The 23,199-nt window shown below is 30.5% G+C and carries 19 protein-coding genes; 12 read left to right on the top strand and 7 right to left on the bottom strand.

Annotation, left to right across the window (positions count from 1 at the left end; genetic code table 11):
• Positions 1–516 precede the first annotated feature (516 nt).
• Entirely contained in the window at positions 517–1,848 is a 1,332-nt protein-coding gene (gene gdhA, locus JHL18_RS17045) for an NADP-specific glutamate dehydrogenase (protein ID WP_200271432.1), read from the bottom strand.
• 366 nt (positions 1,849–2,214) lie between these two features.
• On the opposite strand from gdhA, the gene JHL18_RS17040 reads away from it, so the two are divergent.
• Positions 2,215–2,643: a DUF4829 domain-containing protein gene (locus JHL18_RS17040; RefSeq protein ID WP_200271429.1), complete on the top strand. Its 429-nt coding sequence runs from the start codon at positions 2,215–2,217 to the stop codon at positions 2,641–2,643.
• Between the two features lie 209 nt (positions 2,644–2,852).
• Here the strand turns inward: JHL18_RS17040 and JHL18_RS17035 are convergent, their stop codons facing one another.
• Both JHL18_RS17035 and JHL18_RS17030 read right to left on the bottom strand, forming a co-directional pair.
• Positions 2,853–4,586, bottom strand: a complete 1,734-nt coding sequence (locus JHL18_RS17035; protein WP_200271427.1) for an ABC transporter ATP-binding protein — start codon at positions 4,584–4,586, stop codon at positions 2,853–2,855.
• Between the two features lie 175 nt (positions 4,587–4,761).
• On the bottom strand, positions 4,762–5,493 hold the full coding sequence (locus JHL18_RS17030; protein ID WP_200271425.1) for a helix-turn-helix domain-containing protein: 732 nt from the start codon (positions 5,491–5,493) through the stop codon (positions 4,762–4,764).
• Between the two features lie 264 nt (positions 5,494–5,757).
• Here JHL18_RS17030 and JHL18_RS17025 point away from each other — a divergent pair, with 264 nt between their 5' ends.
• From JHL18_RS17025 to JHL18_RS16995, 7 genes are all read left to right on the top strand, one after another.
• Positions 5,758–8,067, top strand: a complete 2,310-nt coding sequence (locus JHL18_RS17025; protein WP_200271423.1) for a VWA domain-containing protein — start codon at positions 5,758–5,760, stop codon at positions 8,065–8,067.
• A gap of 402 nt (positions 8,068–8,469) precedes the next feature.
• A complete protein-coding gene (locus JHL18_RS17020; RefSeq protein ID WP_200271421.1) occupies positions 8,470–11,250 on the top strand; it encodes a tubulin-like doman-containing protein in 2,781 nt (926 codons plus the stop codon).
• Between the two features lie 14 nt (positions 11,251–11,264).
• Positions 11,265–13,403: a hypothetical protein gene (locus tag JHL18_RS17015; RefSeq protein ID WP_200271419.1), complete on the top strand. Its 2,139-nt coding sequence runs from the start codon at positions 11,265–11,267 to the stop codon at positions 13,401–13,403.
• A complete protein-coding gene (locus JHL18_RS17010) occupies positions 13,400–14,467 on the top strand; it encodes a hypothetical protein (RefSeq protein ID WP_200271417.1) in 1,068 nt (355 codons plus the stop codon). The genes JHL18_RS17015 and JHL18_RS17010 overlap by 4 nt, the downstream gene beginning before the upstream one ends.
• A 62-nt stretch (positions 14,468–14,529) precedes the next feature.
• Positions 14,530–14,682: a hypothetical protein gene (locus JHL18_RS17005; RefSeq protein WP_200271414.1), complete on the top strand. Its 153-nt coding sequence runs from the start codon at positions 14,530–14,532 to the stop codon at positions 14,680–14,682.
• Positions 14,683–15,214: 532 nt separating this feature from the next.
• Positions 15,215–16,114: a hypothetical protein gene (locus JHL18_RS17000; protein ID WP_200271412.1), complete on the top strand. Its 900-nt coding sequence runs from the start codon at positions 15,215–15,217 to the stop codon at positions 16,112–16,114.
• A 137-nt stretch (positions 16,115–16,251) separates the two neighbouring features.
• Complete coding sequence (locus tag JHL18_RS16995) at positions 16,252–16,530, top strand: DUF3892 domain-containing protein (protein ID WP_200271410.1); 279 nt, start codon at positions 16,252–16,254, stop codon at positions 16,528–16,530.
• 178 nt (positions 16,531–16,708) lie between these two features.
• Here the strand turns inward: JHL18_RS16995 and JHL18_RS16990 are convergent, their stop codons facing one another.
• From JHL18_RS16990 to JHL18_RS16980, 3 genes are all read right to left on the bottom strand, one after another.
• Positions 16,709–17,140, bottom strand: coding sequence for a DUF6442 family protein (locus JHL18_RS16990; RefSeq protein ID WP_200271408.1), 432 nt, complete (start codon positions 17,138–17,140; stop codon positions 16,709–16,711).
• A gap of 5 nt (positions 17,141–17,145) precedes the next feature.
• On the bottom strand, positions 17,146–17,343 hold the full coding sequence (locus JHL18_RS16985) for a helix-turn-helix transcriptional regulator (protein WP_200271406.1): 198 nt from the start codon (positions 17,341–17,343) through the stop codon (positions 17,146–17,148).
• Positions 17,344–17,683: 340 nt separating this feature from the next.
• Positions 17,684–19,090 carry an MATE family efflux transporter gene (locus JHL18_RS16980; protein WP_243277916.1) on the bottom strand — a complete coding sequence of 469 codons (1,407 nt, stop codon included), beginning with the start codon at positions 19,088–19,090 and terminating at the stop codon, positions 17,684–17,686.
• Between the two features lie 561 nt (positions 19,091–19,651).
• Here JHL18_RS16980 and JHL18_RS16975 point away from each other — a divergent pair.
• Together JHL18_RS16975 and JHL18_RS16970 are read left to right on the top strand one after the other, a co-directional pair.
• Positions 19,652–20,101 carry a GNAT family N-acetyltransferase gene (locus JHL18_RS16975; protein WP_200271404.1) on the top strand — a complete coding sequence of 150 codons (450 nt, stop codon included), beginning with the start codon at positions 19,652–19,654 and terminating at the stop codon, positions 20,099–20,101.
• A gap of 127 nt (positions 20,102–20,228) precedes the next feature.
• Positions 20,229–20,822: a YdeI/OmpD-associated family protein gene (locus tag JHL18_RS16970; RefSeq protein ID WP_200271402.1), complete on the top strand. Its 594-nt coding sequence runs from the start codon at positions 20,229–20,231 to the stop codon at positions 20,820–20,822.
• A gap of 207 nt (positions 20,823–21,029) precedes the next feature.
• Here the strand turns inward: JHL18_RS16970 and JHL18_RS16965 are convergent, their stop codons facing one another.
• Positions 21,030–21,362: a hypothetical protein gene (locus JHL18_RS16965; RefSeq protein ID WP_200271400.1), complete on the bottom strand. Its 333-nt coding sequence runs from the start codon at positions 21,360–21,362 to the stop codon at positions 21,030–21,032.
• A gap of 410 nt (positions 21,363–21,772) precedes the next feature.
• Here JHL18_RS16965 and JHL18_RS16960 point away from each other — a divergent pair, with 410 nt between their 5' ends.
• Complete coding sequence (locus tag JHL18_RS16960; RefSeq protein WP_200271398.1) at positions 21,773–22,108, top strand: CGGC domain-containing protein; 336 nt, start codon at positions 21,773–21,775, stop codon at positions 22,106–22,108.
• Between the two features lie 238 nt (positions 22,109–22,346).
• Entirely contained in the window at positions 22,347–22,838 is a 492-nt protein-coding gene (locus tag JHL18_RS16955; protein WP_200271396.1) for a GNAT family N-acetyltransferase, read from the top strand.
• The last annotated feature ends 361 nt before the right edge of the window (positions 22,839–23,199 follow it).

The following is a 23,199-nucleotide window of genomic DNA, read 5'->3' as shown; positions in this document are numbered from 1 at the left end:
ATAATTAATCGTTAACAGTGGAATAAATGTATAATAAAATCTGTGGTTCATAGTTTAACAAATGGGCATATAGCCAGGTGTGTGAAGTGGGGCATACATATAATTATTAATAAAATATATATTAAGAAAATTTACGAGAATAATTTTTTCGTATTTAATGTTGAGTTTTCACTACACAATTAACCCAGGGCTATAATTATAAAAATTATTGTCCTGGGCTAATTTATTGGTATATTGTTTTAAATATATATCCTCATGTATAAAAAGTTCATAAACATGGTGGCTTAAACCTCAAATATTAAGTTGCGAATAGCTAAAAAATATAAATTTATGATTTTTAGCTTGAATGACTTAAGTTTCTAAAAGAGGAAACTATAGATAAACCAGTTCCAAATAGAATCTATATTTCATAATCCTATTAACATTTATAGTTATCAGAATTATTACTTAGTTTTATTACATAGAACTGGATTATCTATATAAGTGCAAATTTAAATTAAGCTAGAGCTGTAAAAATTAAATCCCCTGTGCATACATTGCCTCAGCAACCTTGATAAATCCAGCAATATTTGCTCCTATAACTAAGTTATCTTCAAAGCCGTATTCACTTGCAGTGCTACTACATTTTTCATATATGTTCTTCATTATTTCCTGCAGTTTAGAATCAACTTCTTCAAAAGTCCAAGAATATCTCATACTGTTTTGCGCCATTTCCAGAGCTGAAGTAGCAACACCACCTGCATTAGCAGCTTTTGCTGGTCCAAAGATTATTTTGTTATTGATGAATAGATTAACGGCATCCATAGTTGAAGGCATATTTGCACCTTCTCCAACTGCATAGCATCCATTAGCAATTAAAGTTTTGGCAGAGTTTTCATCAATCTCATTTTGAGTTGCACAAGGAAGAGCAACATCACATTTGACATTCCATATTCCTCTAAAGCCTTCGGTATAAGTTGCATTAGGGTGATATTTTACATATTCACTTATTCTCTTTCTTTCTACTTCTTTTATTTTTCTAATAGTAGATAAGTTTATTCCATTAGAGTCGTAAATATATCCGTTTGAATCACTCATAGCCACAACTTTAGCACCAAGCTCTGTTGCTTTTTGATTAGCATAAATAGCTACATTTCCGGAACCTGAAATAACTACATTTGCGCCCTTAAAGGATTTGCCTTTTGCTTTTAAAGCTTCGTTCATGAAGTAGCATAGCCCGTAACCTGTGGCTTCCTTTCTTGCCAGACTTCCACCCCAGCCCAGGCCCTTTCCTGTTAATACCCCAGTAAACTCATTGTTTATCTTCTTATACATCCCGTATAAATATCCGATTTCACGACCGCCAACTCCAATATCACCAGCAGGAACATCTGTGTTTTCACCAATATGTCTGTTAAGCTCTAGCATAAAGCTTTGGCAGAATCTTTTTATTTCTCCATCTGATTTACCCTTAGGATCAAAGTCACTGCCGCCTTTGCCTCCGCCTATTGGAAGTCCAGTTAGCGAATTCTTAAATATTTGTTCAAAACCTAAGAATTTTACTATTCCAATATTAACTGATGGATGGAAACGAAGCCCACCTTTATAAGGTCCAATAGCACTATTGAACTGAACTCTAAAGCCTCTATTTATATGTTCCTCACCTTTATCATCTATCCAAGGTACTCTAAAGATAATCTGTCTTTCAGGTTCTACTATTTTATCAAATATTTTATCTTTCACCCATTCAGGATGTTTTGCAGCTACTGGTTCAAGTGATAAAAGTACTTCCTCAACTGCTTGGTGAAACTCAGGTTCATTGGGATTTCTTTTTATAACATCATCCATTACATGTTTTAAAATTTGCATTAAAATTGCCTCCTGTATAACAAATTAATTTCAACAATAGTCTTTAACATAATATTAATTATTATTGACAAGTTTACCAAAAATAAGATGCTTGTATTGTTAATTATAAACCATTATAAGCTTTAGCTACAGAACATTGCTAATAAAAATTGAGCTAAACATGATTAGTTAGTATATAGATGTAAAGCTTTCACTTTAATTTATGCTAGTTTGGGAGATATATTCTTTTAAGTAGTTTATTTAGCTTTTGGTGGTTTGTTTACAGTCAATTGTAATTATTTTGAAAATAGTACTGGGTGTACAAATGATATCGTATTGTTATGCACAATTCTAAGTTAATGTTCTGATATTAAAAAGGAGATTTATATGAGAAAAGTTATAATGTCATTGTGTACAATATTATTGTTATTATCATTGGTAGCTTGTAAGTCAAACAATGCAAGTAGCAACCTAACAGTAGATAATGGACAGTCTACTAAATTTACTAAAGAAGAAGTAAACAAGGCAATAGACTGTGTAAAGAATAACTTTGCTTTTAAAGGCTGCACACTAACAAAGGTATGGTACGACGAAGAAAAATCTGATTCTATTGCAAAAAGTTATATGAGTAATGGAAGAGGGGCTGTGAATGGAGTAAAATCAGAAAATGTTATTGTTTTGTTATCAAATTTTGATGTTGACGGCTCAGGTGAGAATCCTGTATTAAATCCTAACTCTACTTATTCAGATTATCAATGGATATTAATAAGAGATAAGAAAAACAGTAAGTGGACTATAGATGATAAGGGGTATTAAGAATTGAAATACTAAAATATAAGTAGCTTAAGCAAACTTTGAAAGCTATAATTTGATATCATTATGTAAAGAGGCAGATTAAATTAAGTAGTCTGAACTATCCCATGTTAAGTAAACATGGGATAGTTCAAAGTGGTGCATATTTAACGATTTTACTATTGGATATATTTCAACACGGTGCTTTAACAGAACTTTACTTTAAAGTAAAATCAAATAACTTTTTCATCAATAGATTCACTAGAATTAGTTATAGAGTACAATGAATAAAAGAAGCCTTTCTTTTTAACAAGCTCATCAAAGGTACCTAACTCCACGATTTCTCCTTTATTCATTACTATAATTTGATCATATCGAGCTAATATATCTGCGTGTAATTTGTGAGTTACGATAATTTTTGTTAAGTCCTCTATTTTTAAAATAGCTTCTTCTATTAAACGAGAGGTTTCATTATCCAAGGAAGCAGTAGCTTCATCCATCATGAGGATTGGAGTTCCTCTTATAAGAGAACGGGCAATAGAAATACGTTGCTTTTCACCACCAGAGAGATTTACTCCGTTTTCCCCACATCTGTAGTCTATACCTTTTTCTTCAATCAATTTTGATAAGCCTGCACAGGCAATGGCATAATCAACTTGTTCTTTTTCAAAGTCTTTAAAAAGAGTAATATTTTCAGAAATACTATTATTAAATACAAATACATTTTGTTGAATCATTGAAACTAGGTCATATAGACTGTCTATAGAAGTATCTCTTAACTCAATCCCATCAATTTCTATATTTCCTTTGTAGTTATTTTGATAACCTAACATTAGATTTAGTAAAGTCGATTTACCGCTTCCGCTGCTCCCTACAATAGCGTAACTTTTATTTCTCATAAATCTTAGATTGATGTTGGTTAGAGTATAAACCTCTTCTGTATATCCAAAAGAAACATTGTTGTAAATAATAGCATCATTAAATGAGGACAGAGGTGTACTTCCACCACTGCTATTTGAAATTTCAGCAATATTTTGGATTTTTTCTATTAAACCTTCTGCAGCTTTTCTGTTTGCAATAATAGGACCAATAGAATTAATAGGACCTAAAACGTAATTTAGTAGCTGAATAAAGGCAACAACAACTCCAACGGTGATTACACCTTTTATGGACAAGTATACACCTAAGCCAAATATGGTTATTTCAACAAAGAGGCTAGCAAAGGAGTTAAATATTTCAATATTATTAGTTATATCTCTACGAATCTTTTTAGTATTTTCAAGTTCATCATTTTTACTGACGAAGATATTGAATATTTCTTTATCAGCCTTAAAGCTTTTGATTACAGGAAAACCTGTCAGTAGATCTTTAACCAGAGCAACAAAAGAGGAATTTTCATCGGATACTTTTACTTCTGCATTTGTAAGCTTGTTTCCGAATATAGCAGATACTAAGATAGGTAGGATACAAGTAATTAAAGTTCCTAAGAGCAGTTTCCAGTTAAGATAAGCCATTGCCATAATGCCACCTATAAATAAAGAACATTGCAAGATCAGATTCAGACTGCCAATTAGGTAATTTTGTTCAATTGAGGCCAAATCATTACTAAAGGCCGATATATAAGTACTGGATGCTTCTTTGTTAAAAGCGCTGATATTCTTATCTAAGATTTTCTGGAATACTTTATTCTTATATTGCTGAAGTGCTTTTTTTATAAATCGATTAAAGAATATTTTCTTTATAAAATATGCAAATATGGTGGATACCATGACAATTGAAGCAATTGCTAGTGAATGCCATAACTCCGTAATATCTCTACTAGCTGCTACATCCAGAAGCGTTTGAAGTACAAAAGCAATGCCAATTTGTAGAACTGCAAGAGAAATGATAACAAAAATAGAAATAAAATAATTGATATGATTATTTTTATAAAATTCCTTTTTGTAGTTAATATTACTTTTAAACATATATAACTCCTCTCTAAGGTTAAGAATATTGTTGAAATTAATTCTTGGCGTAAGCTCATTAAGGATTAACAACTATAATCCTAAAAGATAATTTCAATTATATGGTTGTTCATCTAAAGAGCGTCGGATGGTTAACCAATTAATTTTAACAAGGTGCATTAATATAAGGTTAGTCTTAGAATTGTTCATATTTAAAAACATTACTATTTCTAGCGAAAAAAACATTTATTATATCAATATCTATTTCATCTATAGTGAAGCCTACTATATAAGGTCCTGAGAATACTATCTTCATAACAGCACCACAATTTTCAAATTCAAGATATAACGATATATCATAGTCAAACTGCAGGGTATGAACAATGTTTTTAAAATTTCCTATTTCATCAGAAATGGTTTCTCGAAGTTTTCTTATAATATCTAAAGATAAAAAGTCTTTTGCTGTAGGTGAAAAGAAATTGCTCATAGAATCCCAATCTTTTTCTATGAAGCTTTTAGCAAACTCTAAAGCTCTCTCTTTCATAAGCTTCTTTTCATCGTTTATATCACCGTGAAATGAGAAAATATCTTTTCCTTCATTTATTAACTTCATGGTGTTTTGCAGACGTCTAAGTTGGATATTTTTTAATTCAATCTGTGCTTGAATAAGTGCTTGTCTAGCTTGAATTGCTGATTTTAAATCATATTTATCATTTAAAAACTCACATATTTCACTTATATTAAAACCTAGTTCTTTTAAAAATAATATATGTCCAATTTTTTCTGCCTCATGTTTAGAATATTCTCTTGGCATACGCGCCTTTTCTTGAACACTTCTTAGCATTCCCTTTTCTTCATAGAACCTAAGTGTTCTAGTTGTAACACCATAGCGATCACAAACTTCTCTTATTGTATACATTTCTTCCATAAAGTACCTCCTTTAACCTAAACTCATTATATCAATTGACGTTACGTCAATGTCAACTTGATTGTTAGAAAATTTATGAATATCATATTAATTCTTTGCGAAAGCTCATTAAAGGATCGGATGAATAAGCATTTAATTTCAACACAGTCATTTAATCCTACTAAGTATAAGTCTTAAATTATTCTTAACAAATTCAATCCTTGTTCTAATTAAAATTCATTTTAAATAGTATATTAAAGTAAATTTATTTGGGAGGGGAGAGGCTTGAGAAAAAATTCAGATAGAAAAACAAAACTGCATATTGTTGCAATAACAGTAGTTTTTATATTAAGTATTTTTAATTTTGGCGTGATAAAAGAAGTCAAAAAAGTTAAAGCTGCAGAACAAAATCAAGAAAAGAATCTAATTATTTTAATAGATAAATCCTTAAGTATGAAGAAAACAGATCCATTTGGATTATCCTTAGTAGCTGGTGTTATGCTTATGGATACCCTAAGTGATAAGGTAAATGTGAATGTTTTAGGCTTTGGAGAAACGGTGACTTATGATAAAAAGCTCAGTGAAAAGCCTTCACGAGAAAGTTTAAAAACCTTTTTTCAGTCTATAAAGTTTGAAGATAGAGGTACTGATCTTAAGGAAGGTTTGAAGGAAGCTATTTCTCAGCTTGATGGAGTGACCGGGGATAAATCAATTATTATTTTGTCCGATGGAAAGGAAGACCCTGTTAATGGACTTAATGCAAATCATGAAAGTGAGCTTAATTCCTTAGTAAAAAAAGCCTATTCCTTAAAGATAAAGATTAACACCATAGGACTTTCGAAGGATGTGGATCAAAATAGATTGAATTCCATAGCTTTTAACACAGATGGAGATTTTCTATACTGTGAAAACTCCGCAGAACTTTTTAATGCTTTTAGTAAGATGCTTGGTGATATGGAGGGCTTTTACACCATAGCCAACAACAATACCCAAAGTCAAAAAAGTCAGGAAATTAAGTTAAGTTCAATGATTGATGAAGTTATCATAAAGACTGCTTCCTGTGAAAATAAATCACCTTTAGTGAGTGTTACTTCAAATGGTGAGGAGGTTCCAGCAGATAAAACTGGGGATACCTATAAGATTTATAGATTGAAAAATAACAGTGATAAGACCTTAAAGATAGATAGCAAAGACAATTCTAAGAATTCAGTTATTGTTCAGATAAAAAGTAAAGCAAGTATAAATATAAATGCAGCGCAGTCAACTCTAAATATACCAAGGGGAATACCATTGAAGTTTGATATAACTGTTGATAGCGATAAGAAGCTCGATGGAGTGTATCTTCAAAAGAAGGAACAAGATAAGATTGAAAACCTTAATAATAAGGTTGGGGATGTTTTTAAGTTTGAATTTAATAAGGACAAGCCTGGTCAATACCCAATTACCTTAATAGCTCAAGATGGAAATGGCGGCATCATTGGGGTTAAGGAAGTAGTTATACATGTTAATGATTATCCACCTTTTTATTATGAGTCAGGGCTGCCTAAGAATGTAAAACTGGGAGATAAACTAAAACTAAAACTTGTACCTAAGGATGGTACAAAGGTTGTGAGCTTAGGTGGAACTGTAGTTATAGATGATGGAAAGGAAAAGAAAGAATATCCGTTAAAGCTTGAAAATGGAGCGCTTTTAAGTGAAATTGAGTTAGATAAAAAAGGAATAGTGAAGATCTCTACCAGCATAAACGGAGTGGTGAATAACGAAAGCTTTAGCTATTATCTGCCTTATGAAAGCATTAATGTAATAGATAAGCCTGCTATTGATATTGAAGGGCTCAATTCTTCTAAGAAAAATTATAAGTTTGGAGAAATCGTAAATTTAAATATAAAGCTAGCCAATATCATACTATATGATAAACAAAAAGTAGAGATTTTAGATGAAGATAAAAACAAAGTAGGAGAATTTGAAGTAGATCCAAAAGGACCAAAGGAAATATCAGTTTCAATAAAACCTATTAAAAATTCAAGAAACCTGAAGCTTTCCTTTAAGACCGCTGACGATGTGAAAGTAACTGAAAGTATAAGTACAAAAATAGTTATATTGTCAGGTGCTTTGTACTATTTAAACTTATTCAAGATTCCCTTAATAATTATAGTAGCCTTGGCTTTAATAGCTTTGTTCTTATACCTCTTAGGGAAGAGTTCCTTTAAGAAAAACATTGAGAGCTATAGTGTGGCAAAAGAATTAGATTGCACCGTTGGTTCAAGAACTAGTTCAATAAATCTTTCTATGAACTTACTGCAAAATACTATGTATCTTAATTTTAATAATAGACTTAAAACCATAGCTATAGATGATATAGATGATAATGCAATAGGATATTTTACGCTTACAGTAGAGGACAACCTTCAATTCTTACTTGGTTTGCTCTATCTGATTAAGAAGGATAATATATTCAAATTTACCTACTGCGGTACAGAACCACAGGAAATTCTATTTAATGATGAAGAGGTAGGAAGTGAAGTAGCCTACACACCAGGAGTGGAGGTGTCCTTAACTATAAAGAAAGAAAAAATAAGAGTCATTTTTATGTAGTTTATTATTAAAAAACTATAATTACAATCTGGTTATGTTTATATTAGCAGTTGGAATTTAGGGGACACTATGAAGATACTATTATGAGCAAGCAACTAGAATCAAATGATTTTCGGAGAGGGAATATATGGTTCTTTACGAAAACTTGATATATGCTTGTTTAAAAATCTTGGCTTCTGAAGATTTTTATGCATGCATATATCAATAGTTGGAGTTGAAACCATAAGCCGTTAAAAAACTGTATTTGTCCGAACGTAGTGAGTTTATACAGTTTTAGGTGTTACATTGTAGAAAATCATATTAATTCTCTGCGAAGCTCATTTAAGTATCGGAATAGTGGCACCTAAATTTTAACACAGTACATAAACATAACCTAAAAATTACTATATTAGGAGGTACACAATGCGTAACATGGAAGTGCCAAAGGATATTATGCCTACTTTAGTTATTGGACTAGGAGGTACAGGCTTTCAAGTTATTAAAAGACTTAAAAAGCTATTTAGTAAAAGATATGGTGGTAAGAAGCTGCCTATAAGATATTTGATAATCGATACTGATTTAAAATCTTTTTTAGATGATGACATAGATAACAATGAAAAGTGTCAATTGAGATTTGGAGAAGGGGTTAAGACAACTTTAGATTGGGCTTATAAGAATCCATATTTTGATTGGCTTCCTAAAAATCCACCTATTACTCCTGATTTCTTTACGTCAACAGATCAAGGTGCAGGACTAATGAGACCTATAGGTAGAATGTATTTAGCTAAAAATGCACAGCTAGTATATGATACTTTAAATACTGCTAAGAATGATCTTGTGGATCTACACAAGGTATTAACAGATGTTGGAGAAGCTTATTTAGAAAATATAGACAGACATAAGGTTTATGTAGTTGGATCTTTAGCTGGGGGCACTGGTTGCGGTACTTTCTTAGATGTAGCAGTAATGTTATCGAAGGTATTCAACAGGGATAATACAAATATAATTGGATTATTTACCTTAGAAAGCTGCTATGATGACAAGCTTTCTTCGGATTTAGATGCTCAAAATAGAAGTAAGGCAAACTGCTATGCTGCACTTAAAGAATTGGAGTTTTTCATGTCTTCTATCACAAATCCAGATGATGAAAAATACTCCTTTAAGTACAACAATATAGGAGAAATCAAGCTTGAAAAGAAGCTTTTTGATATCTGCTATCTACTTGAAAATAAAAATGAGATGGGTGGAGTGTTAACGAACATTGAAGATATTTACGATTTGTGTTCACTTCAACTATTCCAGGAGGTAGGAACAAAGCTTGGCTCACAATTAAGAGCAGATTATGCTAATTTTATATGTAAAGATAAAGACCCGGTGTTAAAAAGGGACAGACACTTTAGTACTTTTTCATCTTCCTCAATGGAGGTTCCAGTAGAAAATTTGAGAAGATACTGTGCTTATAGACTCACTTCAGAGATATTATCGAAGATATCTAATTCAAGTGAAGAGGAAAGCCTTTATGAAATAGCTCAAAACTTAGCACTGGAGATAAATGAAGCCTTAGAAATCACAGATAGACTTAAGGACTTTAGAAGCAGTAATAGATATAGTGGAAAGAAATACACTGAGTTTATAGCCAAAAAAGGAAATCTTAAGAGAGTTGAAAATATCTCAGATGAAAGATATCAGCAATGGAAAAGTGATCAGGAGAGTAGTAAAGAAGTAGTAAATAGAATCCTCAGCAGCTTTGTAAATGAAAAGGCTGTAGAGTATGGACTAATTAACTTAAATGCGATTTTAACTGAGCTTAAAGCAGCCTTTGCAAGTGATTATGAAAATTATGCAGATTATAATAATAATAGCACTGTCGATAGAGCAAATATTGAAAACAGTATGGACAATATTAAAGATAAGAAGGTCAAAAATGGTAAGAAGGATGTAGATGGAAAACTCATCTCAGACTTTAATAAGTTTGTAGATCAGAAATTTGGGGAGCTATCTTATAAGATCTTAAAGAAAAAGTATGATCTAGCAGCAGAGATAATTGATGACTGTAAGGCTAGTATTGGTGCTGTAATTGGAGATATAAATGCTTCTATTAATCAGGTTAATAATAGGCTGAACAAGATCAATTATCAGGCAAACAAAAAGTACGGTGGCAACATTATTTCCAGAGAAATGATTACAAAGGAATTCTATGAACACTATTATTATGAGAATTTCGGTAAGAATCTTACAGAAAAAGTTTCAGCAATGTTTAAGGATATGAGTATTATTTCAGTTATTAAAGAAGGTAAAGATAGACTTTTAGAAATTTGCGAAAGAGAATTTGATAAGATTGATTCTAAGATTAACATAATGGAGATCTTAGAGCAAAACGCAAAAGATAAAAATATAAGTATAAATGATTATGTTAGAGAGCAGCTTGAGATAACGTCTAAGCTATCCAAGCCGTTTTGGTCTGCTATAAAAAATCCAGAGGTATCTTGGACTGAATGTTATTACATTGGAGCAATAAAGGATGAGAATATAACAAATGGATTTACAATAAAACCTCAAGAACCTATAGACAATTGGATTAGAAGTCAAACAGGGGAAAGATCAAGACAAGCAAGATATGTGGAAACAACAAATCCATACTCAATCGATGTAATTCATATAACCATGGGAGCTTGTGCAGGATATCTCCCAGACATAAAAAATTATAAGCAGTTTTATTTAAGACTTCTTTCCACAAAGGCTTATCCGCTTCACCTAAATGAGTCATATATTGGACTTAGTGATTTGGATCTAGATACAGAAAAACTGATGGAGGATTATTATTTATCCTTAGCTTACGGATTAATACTAAATGTTGATGGAGACTTTGTTAAGAATATTAGATATGAGGACGGATTTAAATATATCTATTCTTCTCCTTACTGCATTGAATTTGAAGATAATATGGAAGAATGCATGGAATTCCCTATGAACAAGGCAACTATAGATAAGAAGCTTATCGTAGGTACTTCTCAGGAAGAGGTTATTAATAAGTTAGCACAAGACAAGCAGTTAATTAAATTAATGCATGATTTTGTGATGTCCATAGAAAAGAGCTTTAAAAAAGAAGAACTAAAAGAGCATATGATAAAATTCATCTCCGATGAAGTAAATGAGAAGGATTTTATTGCTTATGAGAAGCTTAAATATAAAACATCATTATAGTAGAGGTGTTTTAAATGAATGAAGTATTTAATCCTTCATTAGTAATTTCTGCAGGGCCTTCTGGTAAAAAGGCCCTGGACTTTTTAAATAATATGCTCTTAGGAACACCTGAGCACTTTTTAAATCTAATAGAATGCTATGATGTAGAAAGTATTGAGGATATAAAAAGTGAGCTTCAGGAAATAGTGGATAATAAGCTTTTATCAGCTAAAAATCTTAACAAACTTGTAGATTTAGGATATAAGGTTAGAAATGAGAATATTGAAGGGGTAAAGATAAATATTTATGTGCTTTGGGACATGTATAGTGCAGAAATATCAGCAAGTGAATTAATTGATAGTATTTATGGACTGAACTATGGAAATGTGGATAAGTCACAGTATTCAGGGGTGTCCTTATATATCATTCCAATAGTTCACAAAGAATGGGCGTATACTGAGGAAGAAAAATTAAGAGGAGTAAATAATCTAAGCACGATTGTTAAGTTCATTACTAAGCAAGAAAATATGATAAATATTGATTCTAAAATATATCTTCTTCATAGCATCTCAAAGGATGGTACACGAATCTCAAAGGAAGAGTTAGAATATATAAGCTCTCATTTAATATATCTTAATATTGTTCCATCAAAGCAGCCGTCTTTATCCTATTTTAACCAGAGAATATTGATGCATGAAGGTGACTTTAAGGTTGGTACCATCGGAATATCAGCTTTATCAGTTCGAAAGGATAAGCTTTTAAAAGAGTTTTCAGGTTATCTTGCTTTTGATCTTATGGACAGGGCTATAAGCTTTGAAAAATATATTGATTATAGTCCTTATGATAGTTTTAGAAGCATTAAAAGCAGTATTCATATAAATGAGCTTAAAAACGGAGTGCCTCTTATAGATGGTGATGAACCTACGCTAAAGTTCAATGAAGCTATAGAAGTAAACCTAACGGATAACATCTGGGATTACCCAAGAATCATGAAAAACTGGGAAGGGGTATTTGAACAAAAATATCTAGGAGAAATAAAGAAAAAGATAGACAAAAGTTCAATAGATATTAAAGCTAGAGCCAAGGAGGCAATAAATAGAGATTTAAATGAAGTAGCTTTAAGTTATAGTCTAAAACAAGGAGAAAACTTCTTACAGGAATTATTAAAAAGTGCAGAGGGGCAGTCTGCAGGATATGGAACTAAAGAGCCTAAGGATATAAGTTATTTAAATGAAACCTTGAAAAGAAAAGTTTATAATTATCCTAATTATATTGGGTTTATAGTGAAGATGGTTATTCTTATAAGCTTTTTAATATATTCCTCAAATAATCTGTTCTTTCCTTATCTAAGTACTATCATGAAGGTTATATATGTATTCTTATTAATAGGTCTAACATCCTCTATCACTTGGTTAGATTACAAATATAAAGTGAAAAAGTTCAATGATTTCATAAAAACTTATATAGATGAAGTATATAAGAATTCTGGTATCTTAGTTAAGCAATATATGGAAAATAAATTAGTTGAAGGTCAAAAATCAATAATAGATTATATTAATCAAAGAATCGTAGAAGTAGCTGAAGGCATCGAAAATTGCAAAAAAGTAAGGTCAGATATTTTAGCTCAAGCAGAATATGATGATTTGGATGATGAAAATCTTATAACCAGCTTGCTTGACTTTAAGGATAGAAAGAGGTTTTATGAAGCTCAAAGTAAAGATCTTGGAAGAATTTATTCAGGTCTTGCAGCAAAACTTTCGGATATTAAACAGTTTAAGGAAGAAGCCATAAAGGAAATCATAGAAGAATATGCTTTGGAGGCTTCAAAAAGTTATTTAGCTTTAGACTTTTATGAGTTTTTAAGATTCAAATATGGGGATGAATTAAACGAAGGGATTTCAAGTTGGATTGATAAAGGTGTGATTAAGTCTAAAGAATTACTTCAGTATAATAATAGCCGAGAACTAGAAAGACATGGAATGTTTGTATCAACTAAAGGTTTTGTAGAAGCTACAAAGGATGTATTAAACTCAAAGCTAAGTGGATATGAGATTTCTACCATTGATGGGGAAGATGTTTTTATAGATAGTATATCAATAATCAAGCTTACCTTAGGAGTGGAGCTTAGCAGCATAACTCCATTTATGAGTATAAAGGAGGGGAACAGTATATGATAGAAATAATCGCATTATTTTTAATTATAGTATTTTATGTGATCCCTCTGAACCTGGCGGTATATGGACTTTGTATAAAATTTGCAGACTATCTTTTAGAAACCTACCCAAATCCACCTTTTAAGTTTTTGCTTTATATTTCTTCAGATTATTTACCGCCTACAATATATTTTGTAAGCTTTGTGATTTTATTTTTACTGCTTTATTTTTTGTTAACCAATGTAGTAAGAAAAAGTTTATTCGTATTTAAGAATATAGATATAAGTCAGTGGAGCCTAATTAAATATTCTAAAGGGCAAAGATCTATAAATCTATCAGCAAGAGTTCTTATTATTCTATCCTTAGTTCTTCAGATACTTTTTAAGGTAATAGATATTAAGATCATAGTACTTGGCATGCTTTGCTTAATATTTATCTTTAAAGAATTAAGGCTTAAGAAGATTAAGAAGGACCTAAAGAGTGAGATAAAAACGGAAGAGAAGAACGAAAGGAAGGAACTAGCTGAAGAGGCTGGAGAGGATTATATTGATTTTAACTGGAGCTATATTATGGATGCTTTGAGTATAAAAAAGCCTATAGATTTTAAGGTGAGTTTTGAAAAAGGAGATAATAGCATAGTTCAAGATGAGGAAACTCAACTAGAGGTTGAGAAGAATGTTAAAGATTTTGGAGAACAGATTAAAGAGCTATGTGATTTAAATGGCTTAGATAATTTTCATAAAATCTCAGCGGTTTATTCTCTAATAAGTAAATTTAAATATAAGACAGAAGTGAATGATAAAACAATTACTCTGCAAAAGCCTTCTGAAACCTTAGAAAAACAGGAAGGTGACAACTATTCATTAGGAGTTTGTGTAGCAGCCATTTTAAGAGCTATGGATATGGAAGTTGTAGAACTGAAAATTCCATTAAAAGATGGGCAAACTAACCTTGCGCTTGCAGTAGAAGGAGCAGATGAACTAGTAGGAAGGTATTATACTAATGATAATAAACAATACTTTTATTGTGAGTTAAAGGATGACAACAGCTTTAGAGTTGGAGAAGTGCCGAGCACCGATAAATAAATGTTTGTAGCTTATTATGATTATCATCATAATATATAACAAAAACAAAATATGGTGATAGCATGGATAAGGTTATAAACATAGAACACATGATATTATTCAAAAAGGCTTGTGAGCTTCTTAGAGAAAATAAAATTTCCTTCAATGAAGAGAAGCTTAAAAATAATCCTGAGCTTTGCAAAATAATAATAAAGTTGCTAGGTAGATATGAGTAAAGGGTGTATCTGTCCATTAGAAAAGATAACATATTTTCATAAATATAAACTAAATTCTCTATAATTACACAATGATGTTATATATCTAAATCATCATTGTAAGAAAAGATTATAGAAACTCTTATCAGTAATAATGGTAAGAGTTTTTATTTTTTTAAAATTACACTTTATTATTTACGTAAGTTCATGTTAAAAGGACCACTAAAAAGCAAACAAAAATGATGAAAAATATAAGTAAAAAATAATTAATGGCAAAGGTGTCTTAACATTTAAAAAAGGAGTATTGCAAAGTTTGTAGAATATGTAGGAAAAAGTATTGTTAAGCTGGAGGGATAACTCTAAACATAAGACTATTCTTAAAACTCTGCTAGGTTCTGGATATATAGACTATAAACGTGATAGATTATTTTAATCACTGAACTTAATATTATCTTTAAAAAACAATTAATACCTTATGGAAAATAATACTTACAAATAAATCACAATTTAAGATTAACTAATATAAATAGTAAATTTGTAGAGGAGAATAATCATGAAAAAAATTAAAGGTGGTTATAGAATTGCTGTAAATGAGGAGAAAAAACTTCTTTTTACTTTTTCAAGGAATACTGTCTATGTAACTGGTATGGAAGACTATAAACTTTTATATAAATATAAAACTATAAGTCATATAAGCAGTGTAGCTATAAATGCATGTGCTGACCGCTTTGCTGTTAAAAATACCAGTGGGAAAATCGCAGTATATTCTTTTCCAGAAGGAGAACTCTTAGGAGATAGTGAGATGGAACATCATGAAGGATGCGATATTCATTTTATGGAGGATGGGAAAAATATACTTGATACTGATTGGACTGGAAAAATCATGATGTTAAATACTGATACTTATAATCATAAAGTATTATATGATTTTCACAATAAACCTCTTAATGAAGGGAGACATGTGGATTTATATTTTGATAAATACGAAAAGAAAATTATTGCAACGGAATTATTAACCAAAATGGCATATATTGCAGATCTATCAGAACCACTTGTTTTTGAACAAATAAAGATTGATTCGATAGTTAATTTTAGGCAAATAAGGGATAGTTTTATTATTTGTTCATCTTGCTATTTACAATATGGTGTGATGCCCAATGAAGGTTATTATTTAGTTAAGCTAGATAAGGACTTTAAGATGAAGAGTAAAAAAGAATATGATGGAATAGAAAAAGTTATATTATCTATAAATGAAAAATATATGTTTATAAAGATTTCTGAGGAGATTGATGAATTTAAATCAAAAGATAAAGGCTTGTTGTATAATCATGAAACAGGCGAGCTAATAAAGGAATATGATGTTGACTATATATCAGATATGGAATTTGTAGATGGTGATAGAAAGATAATTATTGCAACATGGAGTGGGTCAGTTATGGATGAAATAGGGTAAATATTATACATTGAAATAGTAATTCATCTATAAAATATTCCGCTAGCGAATTTTTAATAAATTAATTAAAATCATGTATATACCGTAAAGAACTGCTTAAACTTAATATGTATTAAGTTTAAGAAAGGAATGATTATATGCCTATAGATAAGAACTTTGCGCACACAATAGCTAAAATTATAAAAGATGAGGACGATCAGATAATATTATATGAATTAGACAACGGAGAAAGAATTTCAACAGGTGAAGCTGTTATGTTTGCAAAACAAGGAGTACTTAGAGATGTTGAAATAGCCAAAGCAAAAAATGGAACAGAATATCTTAAATGTGTATCAGAAGATGGTAGCGAGCCAAACAATATATCAGAGACACATTTAAAAAGAGATGCACAAGATTCAAGACAGTTCTTCCAATAAGAAAGCTAGTAATTGATTATTAAATATTCTTATACAGAAAGCAGCTTGGACTAAGAGGTCTAAGCTGCTTTTATTAAAGGGTCTATATAGAAATTTAATTTATACATATTTTATAATCAAGGCTTCTGGTGATTGTCGGGCACGCATAACTTAGTAGTTGAGTTTAGTACAGGCTTAATTACATTGTTTTATCAAATTTGTAGCGATAATAAATACCATAGCCAACAATAAATAAATATGAAAACACTAAAAGAAGAAGAGCTATCATATCAATTCCCATTAAAGCAAAGGTAAGGATTAATGCGCCAAATATGAATATCATCATATCATAGGCTTTCGCCTTTGCGAGATTTGCAATAGAAACATTACGTTCATCTGATTTGTCAATCCTAATTTGTTTATCAATCTCAGGATGATTTTTTAATGATCTACGGCTGATAATTTCCCCCATACCATGACCAAAAATTCCGCATCCGAGGCCGATACATACATAAGGGAAGGCTCTCATAATCCCTTGAGGTTCAAAGATTGTTTTACTAAGGTATAACCCTATACATAATAGCAACAATCCAAATGCCACTGCAAAGTAATTTGTAGTATTTTTTTTCATTTTATTTAATCCTCCTCATAAATAAAGATTTCTTCGATGCTCATATTGAAATATTTTGCGATTTTAAAGGCTAATAGAATTGATGGATTGTATCTTCCGTTCTCTAGTGAACCAATTGTTTGTCTCGACACTTCAAGAGCAGTTGCTAAATCTTCTTGCTTAATGCCGTGTTTTTTTCGTATCTCTTCTAAACGATTTTTCACATTGCCACTCCTTTTCATGTAAAGCTTGCTTTCCGTAATTTAATTGTAGTGCTGCTAAGTATAAATGTCAAGCATACTTTCCATAAAATGATGTAGAATCATTGTTTAATTTCTATTTATGTAAAGCTACATATAACTAAGCGTAAAAATTAAGATTTGGAAATAGCTTTAGCTTTAGAGTTACTGGGTTTTAAATAGTAATATAAAGGATATATATGAAAGAATTCTGAGAAGATAGGTTTGTAGAAAAACAAATGATTCGGAAAACAAATAGCCACTCAATAGTGTTCTTCTTAATGAGTAGAACACTATTGAGTGGCTAGTAACTTTATTTATAGAATTATATAGAAGCAAGTTTTGTAGTCTCTCTTTTACTTTCTTTTTTAGATAAAGCAGATACCCACTTTATTCTAGTCATTAAAACGGTGATGATTATTGCTGCCATGTAGTTTGAGAACAAATTTCCCCAGAATACTGAATAAAAGCTAAGGTAATGCTCTGTTGCCAAGATAAATACATACCTTAAAAGCCATATTCTAAGAAAGCCCATAATAAGTGGTATTCCTGTACGGCCAAGTCCTATGAAAGCACCTTGCGCCACCATACATATCCCAAAGCCTATTACAGAATAAGTGTATATATGAAGAGACTTGTTAGCAATCTCAAGCACATCATGGTTGTTGGTAAATAAAACTGTTAGGTAAGGGGACAGTGGAACTACTGTAATGATTAATAATGCTGCAGTAATAGCACTCACTATGCAGCCTTCTATACAAGACTTACGAGCTTTATCACCTTGTCCTGCTCCTACATTCATACTTACCATAGTGGTTACAGCAGAACCAAAGGCTGATGGTAGTATGAAGCAAACTGAGGTTATGTTTCCTGCGATTCCTTGACCGGTCAAAACAACAGGACCATACTTTTCAATTTCATTATTTATAAGGAAGAAACCTAGGCTAAGCATTAAGCTTGATATCATAGAAGGTATTCCTATCTTTACAAGCTTGAACAGAATTTTAAAATCAAATTTAAAGCCTTTTAGTATAAGCTTGTCATCCCCATTCTTAACGAACAATTCATAAAACATCCAAATACAGATAATTAGGTTTGCAGCAAAAGAAGACATAACTGAACCTACAAGTCCCAAAGGAAAAACAACTATAAACAATATATTAAATAGAAACTTCAAAACTAACATTAGCATCATTCTTATAAAGGTTGCTTCAGGCTTCCCGTTGGCATTCTTTATAGAGTTATATATAGCTTCAAGAAATAAAAAAGGAAGAACTAATGAATTTAATGCAAGATACAAAAAGACATCATGGGATATTTGTGGATCAACTCGGCTTGATATAGGAAATGCTAAGAAGTAAAGTATAGGAGCTGTTATTATTCCTATAAGAAATGAGAATACCACAACTTGGGTTGAAACCTGCTTCGCTTTCTTGTAATGACCTCTGCCGTTCATCTGACCAATAATTGCGATTGCAGCTACGCTAAGACCTTGAGAAAGAGCTATAGCCATGTTTATTATTGGACCTGAGTAGGTTATTGCACTTGCACCAATGGTTCCAACAATATTATTTATAAAAATTCCATCCATTACAGGTATTATGGATTGAACTAGTCCCATCATAAGTGTTGGGATTGAAAGTAAGAAAAGAGTTGAAAGTATAGGACCATTTAATATTAATTCACGTCTTTCTTCAGTATTTTGTCGTAAAAAACCTAAATTCATATTCATATTTACACTCACCAGCCTTCAATAAAATCTCTAGATGTGATACTAATATTTAATATATAAAAATAAATTGTGTTTCTTTGAATATTATGTAAAATATATTATTGATAAAAATATTTTATAGTAAAATAACCATGATAAGTATAAACCTAAAGATTATTAGCTTCAAATATTGAAAATGTAAGAAATCTAGACTTATTTACATGAAATATCCATATATGGTCTCTGAAGGCTTTAGGTTGTAGGAGAGAAGGATTAAGCACTGAGAATACGACTATAGAAGTACATTCTTAACAATAATTAAGTGAAATGCATTACAAATTTTCTATTTACAAATATCATGTGTTTTTAACTTAAAATAAATATTATATTAATATTTAAAAAAAATATATAAATTGAGGTGTAGATATATGAGTTATTTTGTCTATTGAGCGATACATCTACATAGCAACAGATTTTTTATAAATTGAAAGCTACTGAAAAATAGAGTATACTTTCAATAAGTTTTAGTAGTTTAATTTTGGGTAATTTATAGAGTGATTTGTAGATGACAGGAGGAAATTAATGAGAATATTAAAAACTGATAGTAAAAATGAAGATTTTAGAAAGCTTACGGAACTATTGGATGAAAACCTTTATGAACTATATGGAGAAGATATAAAGATATATTCTAAGCAAAATAGTGTTGATTATAACTTGAAGGACGTAATAGTTATTTATATAGATGATGAGCCAGTAGCTTGTGGTGCCTCTAAAGAATATGATAATAATACTATAGAACTTAAAAGAATATTTGTTAAAAAGGCAAACAGAGGTCAAGGGCTGTCTAAATTAATTGTTAAACAAATAGAAGAGCTTGGAAGAAGCGATGAGTATAGATTTGGGATTTTACAAACAGGAAGAAAACAAATAGAAGCAATTAAGCTTTATGAAAGAACTGGTTATGAAATTATTGAAAACTATGGTGTATATATAGGTGACGATGAAAGTGTATGTATGAAAAAAGCATTATAATGGGTTGATTTACTTTAACAGATTTTGAGTTTATTAAATTGACATTGCATTATAACAGGTATTAATACTAACCTTATATATGTATGACCAGTAGCAGATGAAAAAATTTGAAAAGGGGTGTTCCTAGATGGCAAATATTATTACAAATCCTAAGGTTGATGAATTTTTAACTGAAGAAAAAAAGTGGCAAGAAGAGCTTAAAGCATTAAGAGAAATCCTTCTTCACTGTGAGCTTACGGAAGAATTAAAGTGGGGAAAACCTTGTTACACCTTTGATAAAAAGAATATACTTTTAATACATGGCTTTAAAGAATACTGTGCGATCCTGTTTATTAAAGGAGCTTTGCTAAAGGATACAAAGGGCATTTTAGTGCAGCAAACAGAAAATGTTCAGGCAGCACGCCAGATTAGATTCACAAGTGTTGAAAAAATTATTGAGATGGAAGATACCTTAAAAGACTATATTAATGAAGCTATTGAAATTGAAAAAGCTGGTTTGGAAGTAGAATTAAAGAAAAATGAAGAGTACATAATACCTGAAGAACTACAAAGTAAATTTAACGAGTTACCTGAACTTAAAACTGCCTTTGAAGCTCTAACACCAGGAAGACAAAGGGCATACATTTTTTACTTTTCTCAGGCTAAACAATCGAAAACTCGAACCTCAAGGATTGAAAAGTATATGCAGCAAATTCTTGATGGTAAGGGGCTTAATGATTAGCAAATTAAAGAAATAATATTATATACAAAAGCACATCTTTAAGATTTATTATTTAAGGATGTGCTTTTACTCCGAAGATATGTTATAAGATTATTTAAGTTGAATAGTATCATAAATAAGTGCGATTTATAGTCTTAGGCATTTATATAACTTGCCTAAGGCTGTTTTTATAGGTGAAAATACCGTATGATGATTAATACTTAAAACTCATTGGTAGGGTTTGTGTAAAGTAAAAATAAGCATATAAATTATATTTACTACGTAAAAAACAACCATTAGAAAACCTGCAAGAATTACCAATCCCATAAAATAGCCACTATAGTCAGTACCGAAAGGTGGATTACTTATATCAACAATTGACTTAAATATCAAAATATTAGCAGTACAGTAAATAAACAATATAGGTAATGGCAGTATCGCAAATAATAATTTTAATTGTCTCCTCTTGCACTTATACATTATAACTGTGTTAACTAAATTTGTAATAAAGTAAATAGCTAATGTTCCATAAAACATATTGTTCTCAAAGTTACCGATCATTACTTTCACCACCTAAGCTATTTATACATCATAATTTACAATTATACATTTGTTTAATTATATACCACATACCTGCAAAAATTCAAATATTTAATATAATTACATATAAGTTACTTTTCTAAATCTGTATGTTTCATTCGGCATTTGCATGTAAGTTCAGTAAAAACATTTCCAACTCTACCTATAGCACATAAAACATATACTTGCATTTTGTGTCTCCAATAAACTACTAAGCTTTCATTAAAAAGTTGAGAATAAACCATACATTGTTTGTGACAGTAATCACTGCTTAAGTGATATACCAGTAATATAATAAACATGGTAAACTATCAATGAATATTTTATCAATATTGGCTTATATAACAATTTAATAGCTAATAATTTTGTTTTATTATATAAGGGGGATACATATGAAAATTGCGATTTTGGTTAACGAAGATACGATGAATAGATGTACCGGAAAAGGCTGTTTCAACGCCTATAACAAGAGAGTTGATTCTTTTAGCGATTATGGGTCTGAGGTGGAGTTAATAGCATTTACCCATGTGGGAGGAGATTTAGAACATAAGGTTGAAAGTTTGATTAAAAATGATGTTGAAGTAGTCCATCTTTCCACCTGCCTTAGAGCAAAATATGAAGACTATGATAGTTTAGTTAAGAGCCTTTCGGAGCATTTTAAGGTTGTGGGATATACACATGGATCAGAAAACGGTAATAATAGAAATACTATATCTTTAAAGAAATAAAAATATAATTAGGGACTCAATTATACAACGGTGCATTTAACCGTACCATAAATAAATAAGATTCTTATATTAAAATAATATGACTGGAGTGATTAACGTGAAATATCCTTGTTTAAAGCCATTTTTAAATTCATAGCAAAGGCTGCTATGAAAAAATTAAATTAGTAGAATATCAAATTGTTTTATTTTAGTAGTCTTTGCTCATATCTTAATAAATAATTAGGAGGGCAAGGATAATATGAAGTTTGAATTTAGAGTAGCTACAAAAAGTGATGTAGAGGAATTTTTAACTTGGAGATATGAGGATATATATTCATTCTATGATAATAGTATTGATAAAAATAAAATAGAGTGGATACTAAGTTTTATTGATTCAGATAACAATTTTTCAATTTATAATGAAGATAATGAGTTAGTAGGAAACTGTTCGTTTTATTATATTGAAGAATTCCTTTGTATAGGTGTGCAAATGAGGCCGGATATTACTGGAAAAGGTTTTGGAACAGAGTTTGTAAAATCAGTAGTTGATTTTGGAAAACAAAAATATAATTATAACTGTATTGACTTAACAGTTGCGAAATTTAATAAAAGAGCCATTAAAGTATATAAGAAATTAGGTTTTAAAGTTATCGAGGAGTTTGTAAATACTATAAGAGGTGCTGACTATGATTTTATAGCTATGCGTTTAGTGATTGATACTGACGAATTAGTTGAAATAAGAAATGTATAGAGATGGTAATAATAAGCATATTTAGAATATTTATTTTTTAGAGCTATTGGATATAGTTTAAGATATGAATTTAAGAGTATAAAGCACTATTCTTTGCAGGATAGATGCTTTTTCTCTTTGACATTAAATTCTACATGAATACCAAGAAATATACAGAAGAATAAAATAGAAAAACCTCACTTATAGTAGATGCTGTGAACAGTACCAAAATAAATGAGGTTTTTGAAGTTATCTGAAACAAGGCATAAAACTGTAAAAATTCACTACTTTATCAACACCATGAAATAAAATAAATATATAATTGCATATTAAAAAAAAGAGTGCTAAGCTTTGTATGTAAGGTACTGAAGTACCTTAATAA

The organism is Clostridium yunnanense (genome assembly GCF_016595795.1).
Taxonomy (GTDB): Bacteria; Bacillota; Clostridia; order Clostridiales; family Clostridiaceae; genus Clostridium_AR; species Clostridium_AR yunnanense.
The sequence above is the reverse complement of the archived record's forward strand: the minus strand, read 5'-3'. Positions and strand labels throughout refer to the sequence as shown.

Bases quoted from the DNA above. Each gene is read 5' to 3' on its own strand.
- gdhA (WP_200271432.1), bottom strand. From the start codon at position 1,848: ATGCAAATTTTAAAACATGTAATGGATGATGTTATAAAAAGAAATCCC.
- JHL18_RS17040 (WP_200271429.1), top strand. From the start codon at position 2,215: ATGAGAAAAGTTATAATGTCATTGTGTACAATATTATTGTTATTATCA.
- JHL18_RS17035 (WP_200271427.1), bottom strand. From the start codon at position 4,586: ATGTTTAAAAGTAATATTAACTACAAAAAGGAATTTTATAAAAATAAT.
- JHL18_RS17030 (WP_200271425.1), bottom strand. From the start codon at position 5,493: ATGGAAGAAATGTATACAATAAGAGAAGTTTGTGATCGCTATGGTGTT.
- JHL18_RS17020 (WP_200271421.1), top strand. From the start codon at position 8,470: ATGCGTAACATGGAAGTGCCAAAGGATATTATGCCTACTTTAGTTATT.
- JHL18_RS17015 (WP_200271419.1), top strand. From the start codon at position 11,265: ATGAATGAAGTATTTAATCCTTCATTAGTAATTTCTGCAGGGCCTTCT.
- JHL18_RS17010 (WP_200271417.1), top strand. From the start codon at position 13,400: ATGATAGAAATAATCGCATTATTTTTAATTATAGTATTTTATGTGATC.
- JHL18_RS17005 (WP_200271414.1), top strand. From the start codon at position 14,530: ATGGATAAGGTTATAAACATAGAACACATGATATTATTCAAAAAGGCT.
- JHL18_RS17000 (WP_200271412.1), top strand. From the start codon at position 15,215: ATGAAAAAAATTAAAGGTGGTTATAGAATTGCTGTAAATGAGGAGAAA.
- JHL18_RS16995 (WP_200271410.1), top strand. From the start codon at position 16,252: ATGCCTATAGATAAGAACTTTGCGCACACAATAGCTAAAATTATAAAA.
- JHL18_RS16990 (WP_200271408.1), bottom strand. From the start codon at position 17,140: ATGAAAAAAAATACTACAAATTACTTTGCAGTGGCATTTGGATTGTTG.
- JHL18_RS16980 (WP_243277916.1), bottom strand. From the start codon at position 19,090: ATGAATATGAATTTAGGTTTTTTACGACAAAATACTGAAGAAAGACGT.
- JHL18_RS16975 (WP_200271404.1), top strand. From the start codon at position 19,652: ATGAGAATATTAAAAACTGATAGTAAAAATGAAGATTTTAGAAAGCTT.
- JHL18_RS16970 (WP_200271402.1), top strand. From the start codon at position 20,229: ATGGCAAATATTATTACAAATCCTAAGGTTGATGAATTTTTAACTGAA.
- JHL18_RS16965 (WP_200271400.1), bottom strand. From the start codon at position 21,362: ATGATCGGTAACTTTGAGAACAATATGTTTTATGGAACATTAGCTATT.
- JHL18_RS16960 (WP_200271398.1), top strand. From the start codon at position 21,773: ATGAAAATTGCGATTTTGGTTAACGAAGATACGATGAATAGATGTACC.
- JHL18_RS16955 (WP_200271396.1), top strand. From the start codon at position 22,347: ATGAAGTTTGAATTTAGAGTAGCTACAAAAAGTGATGTAGAGGAATTT.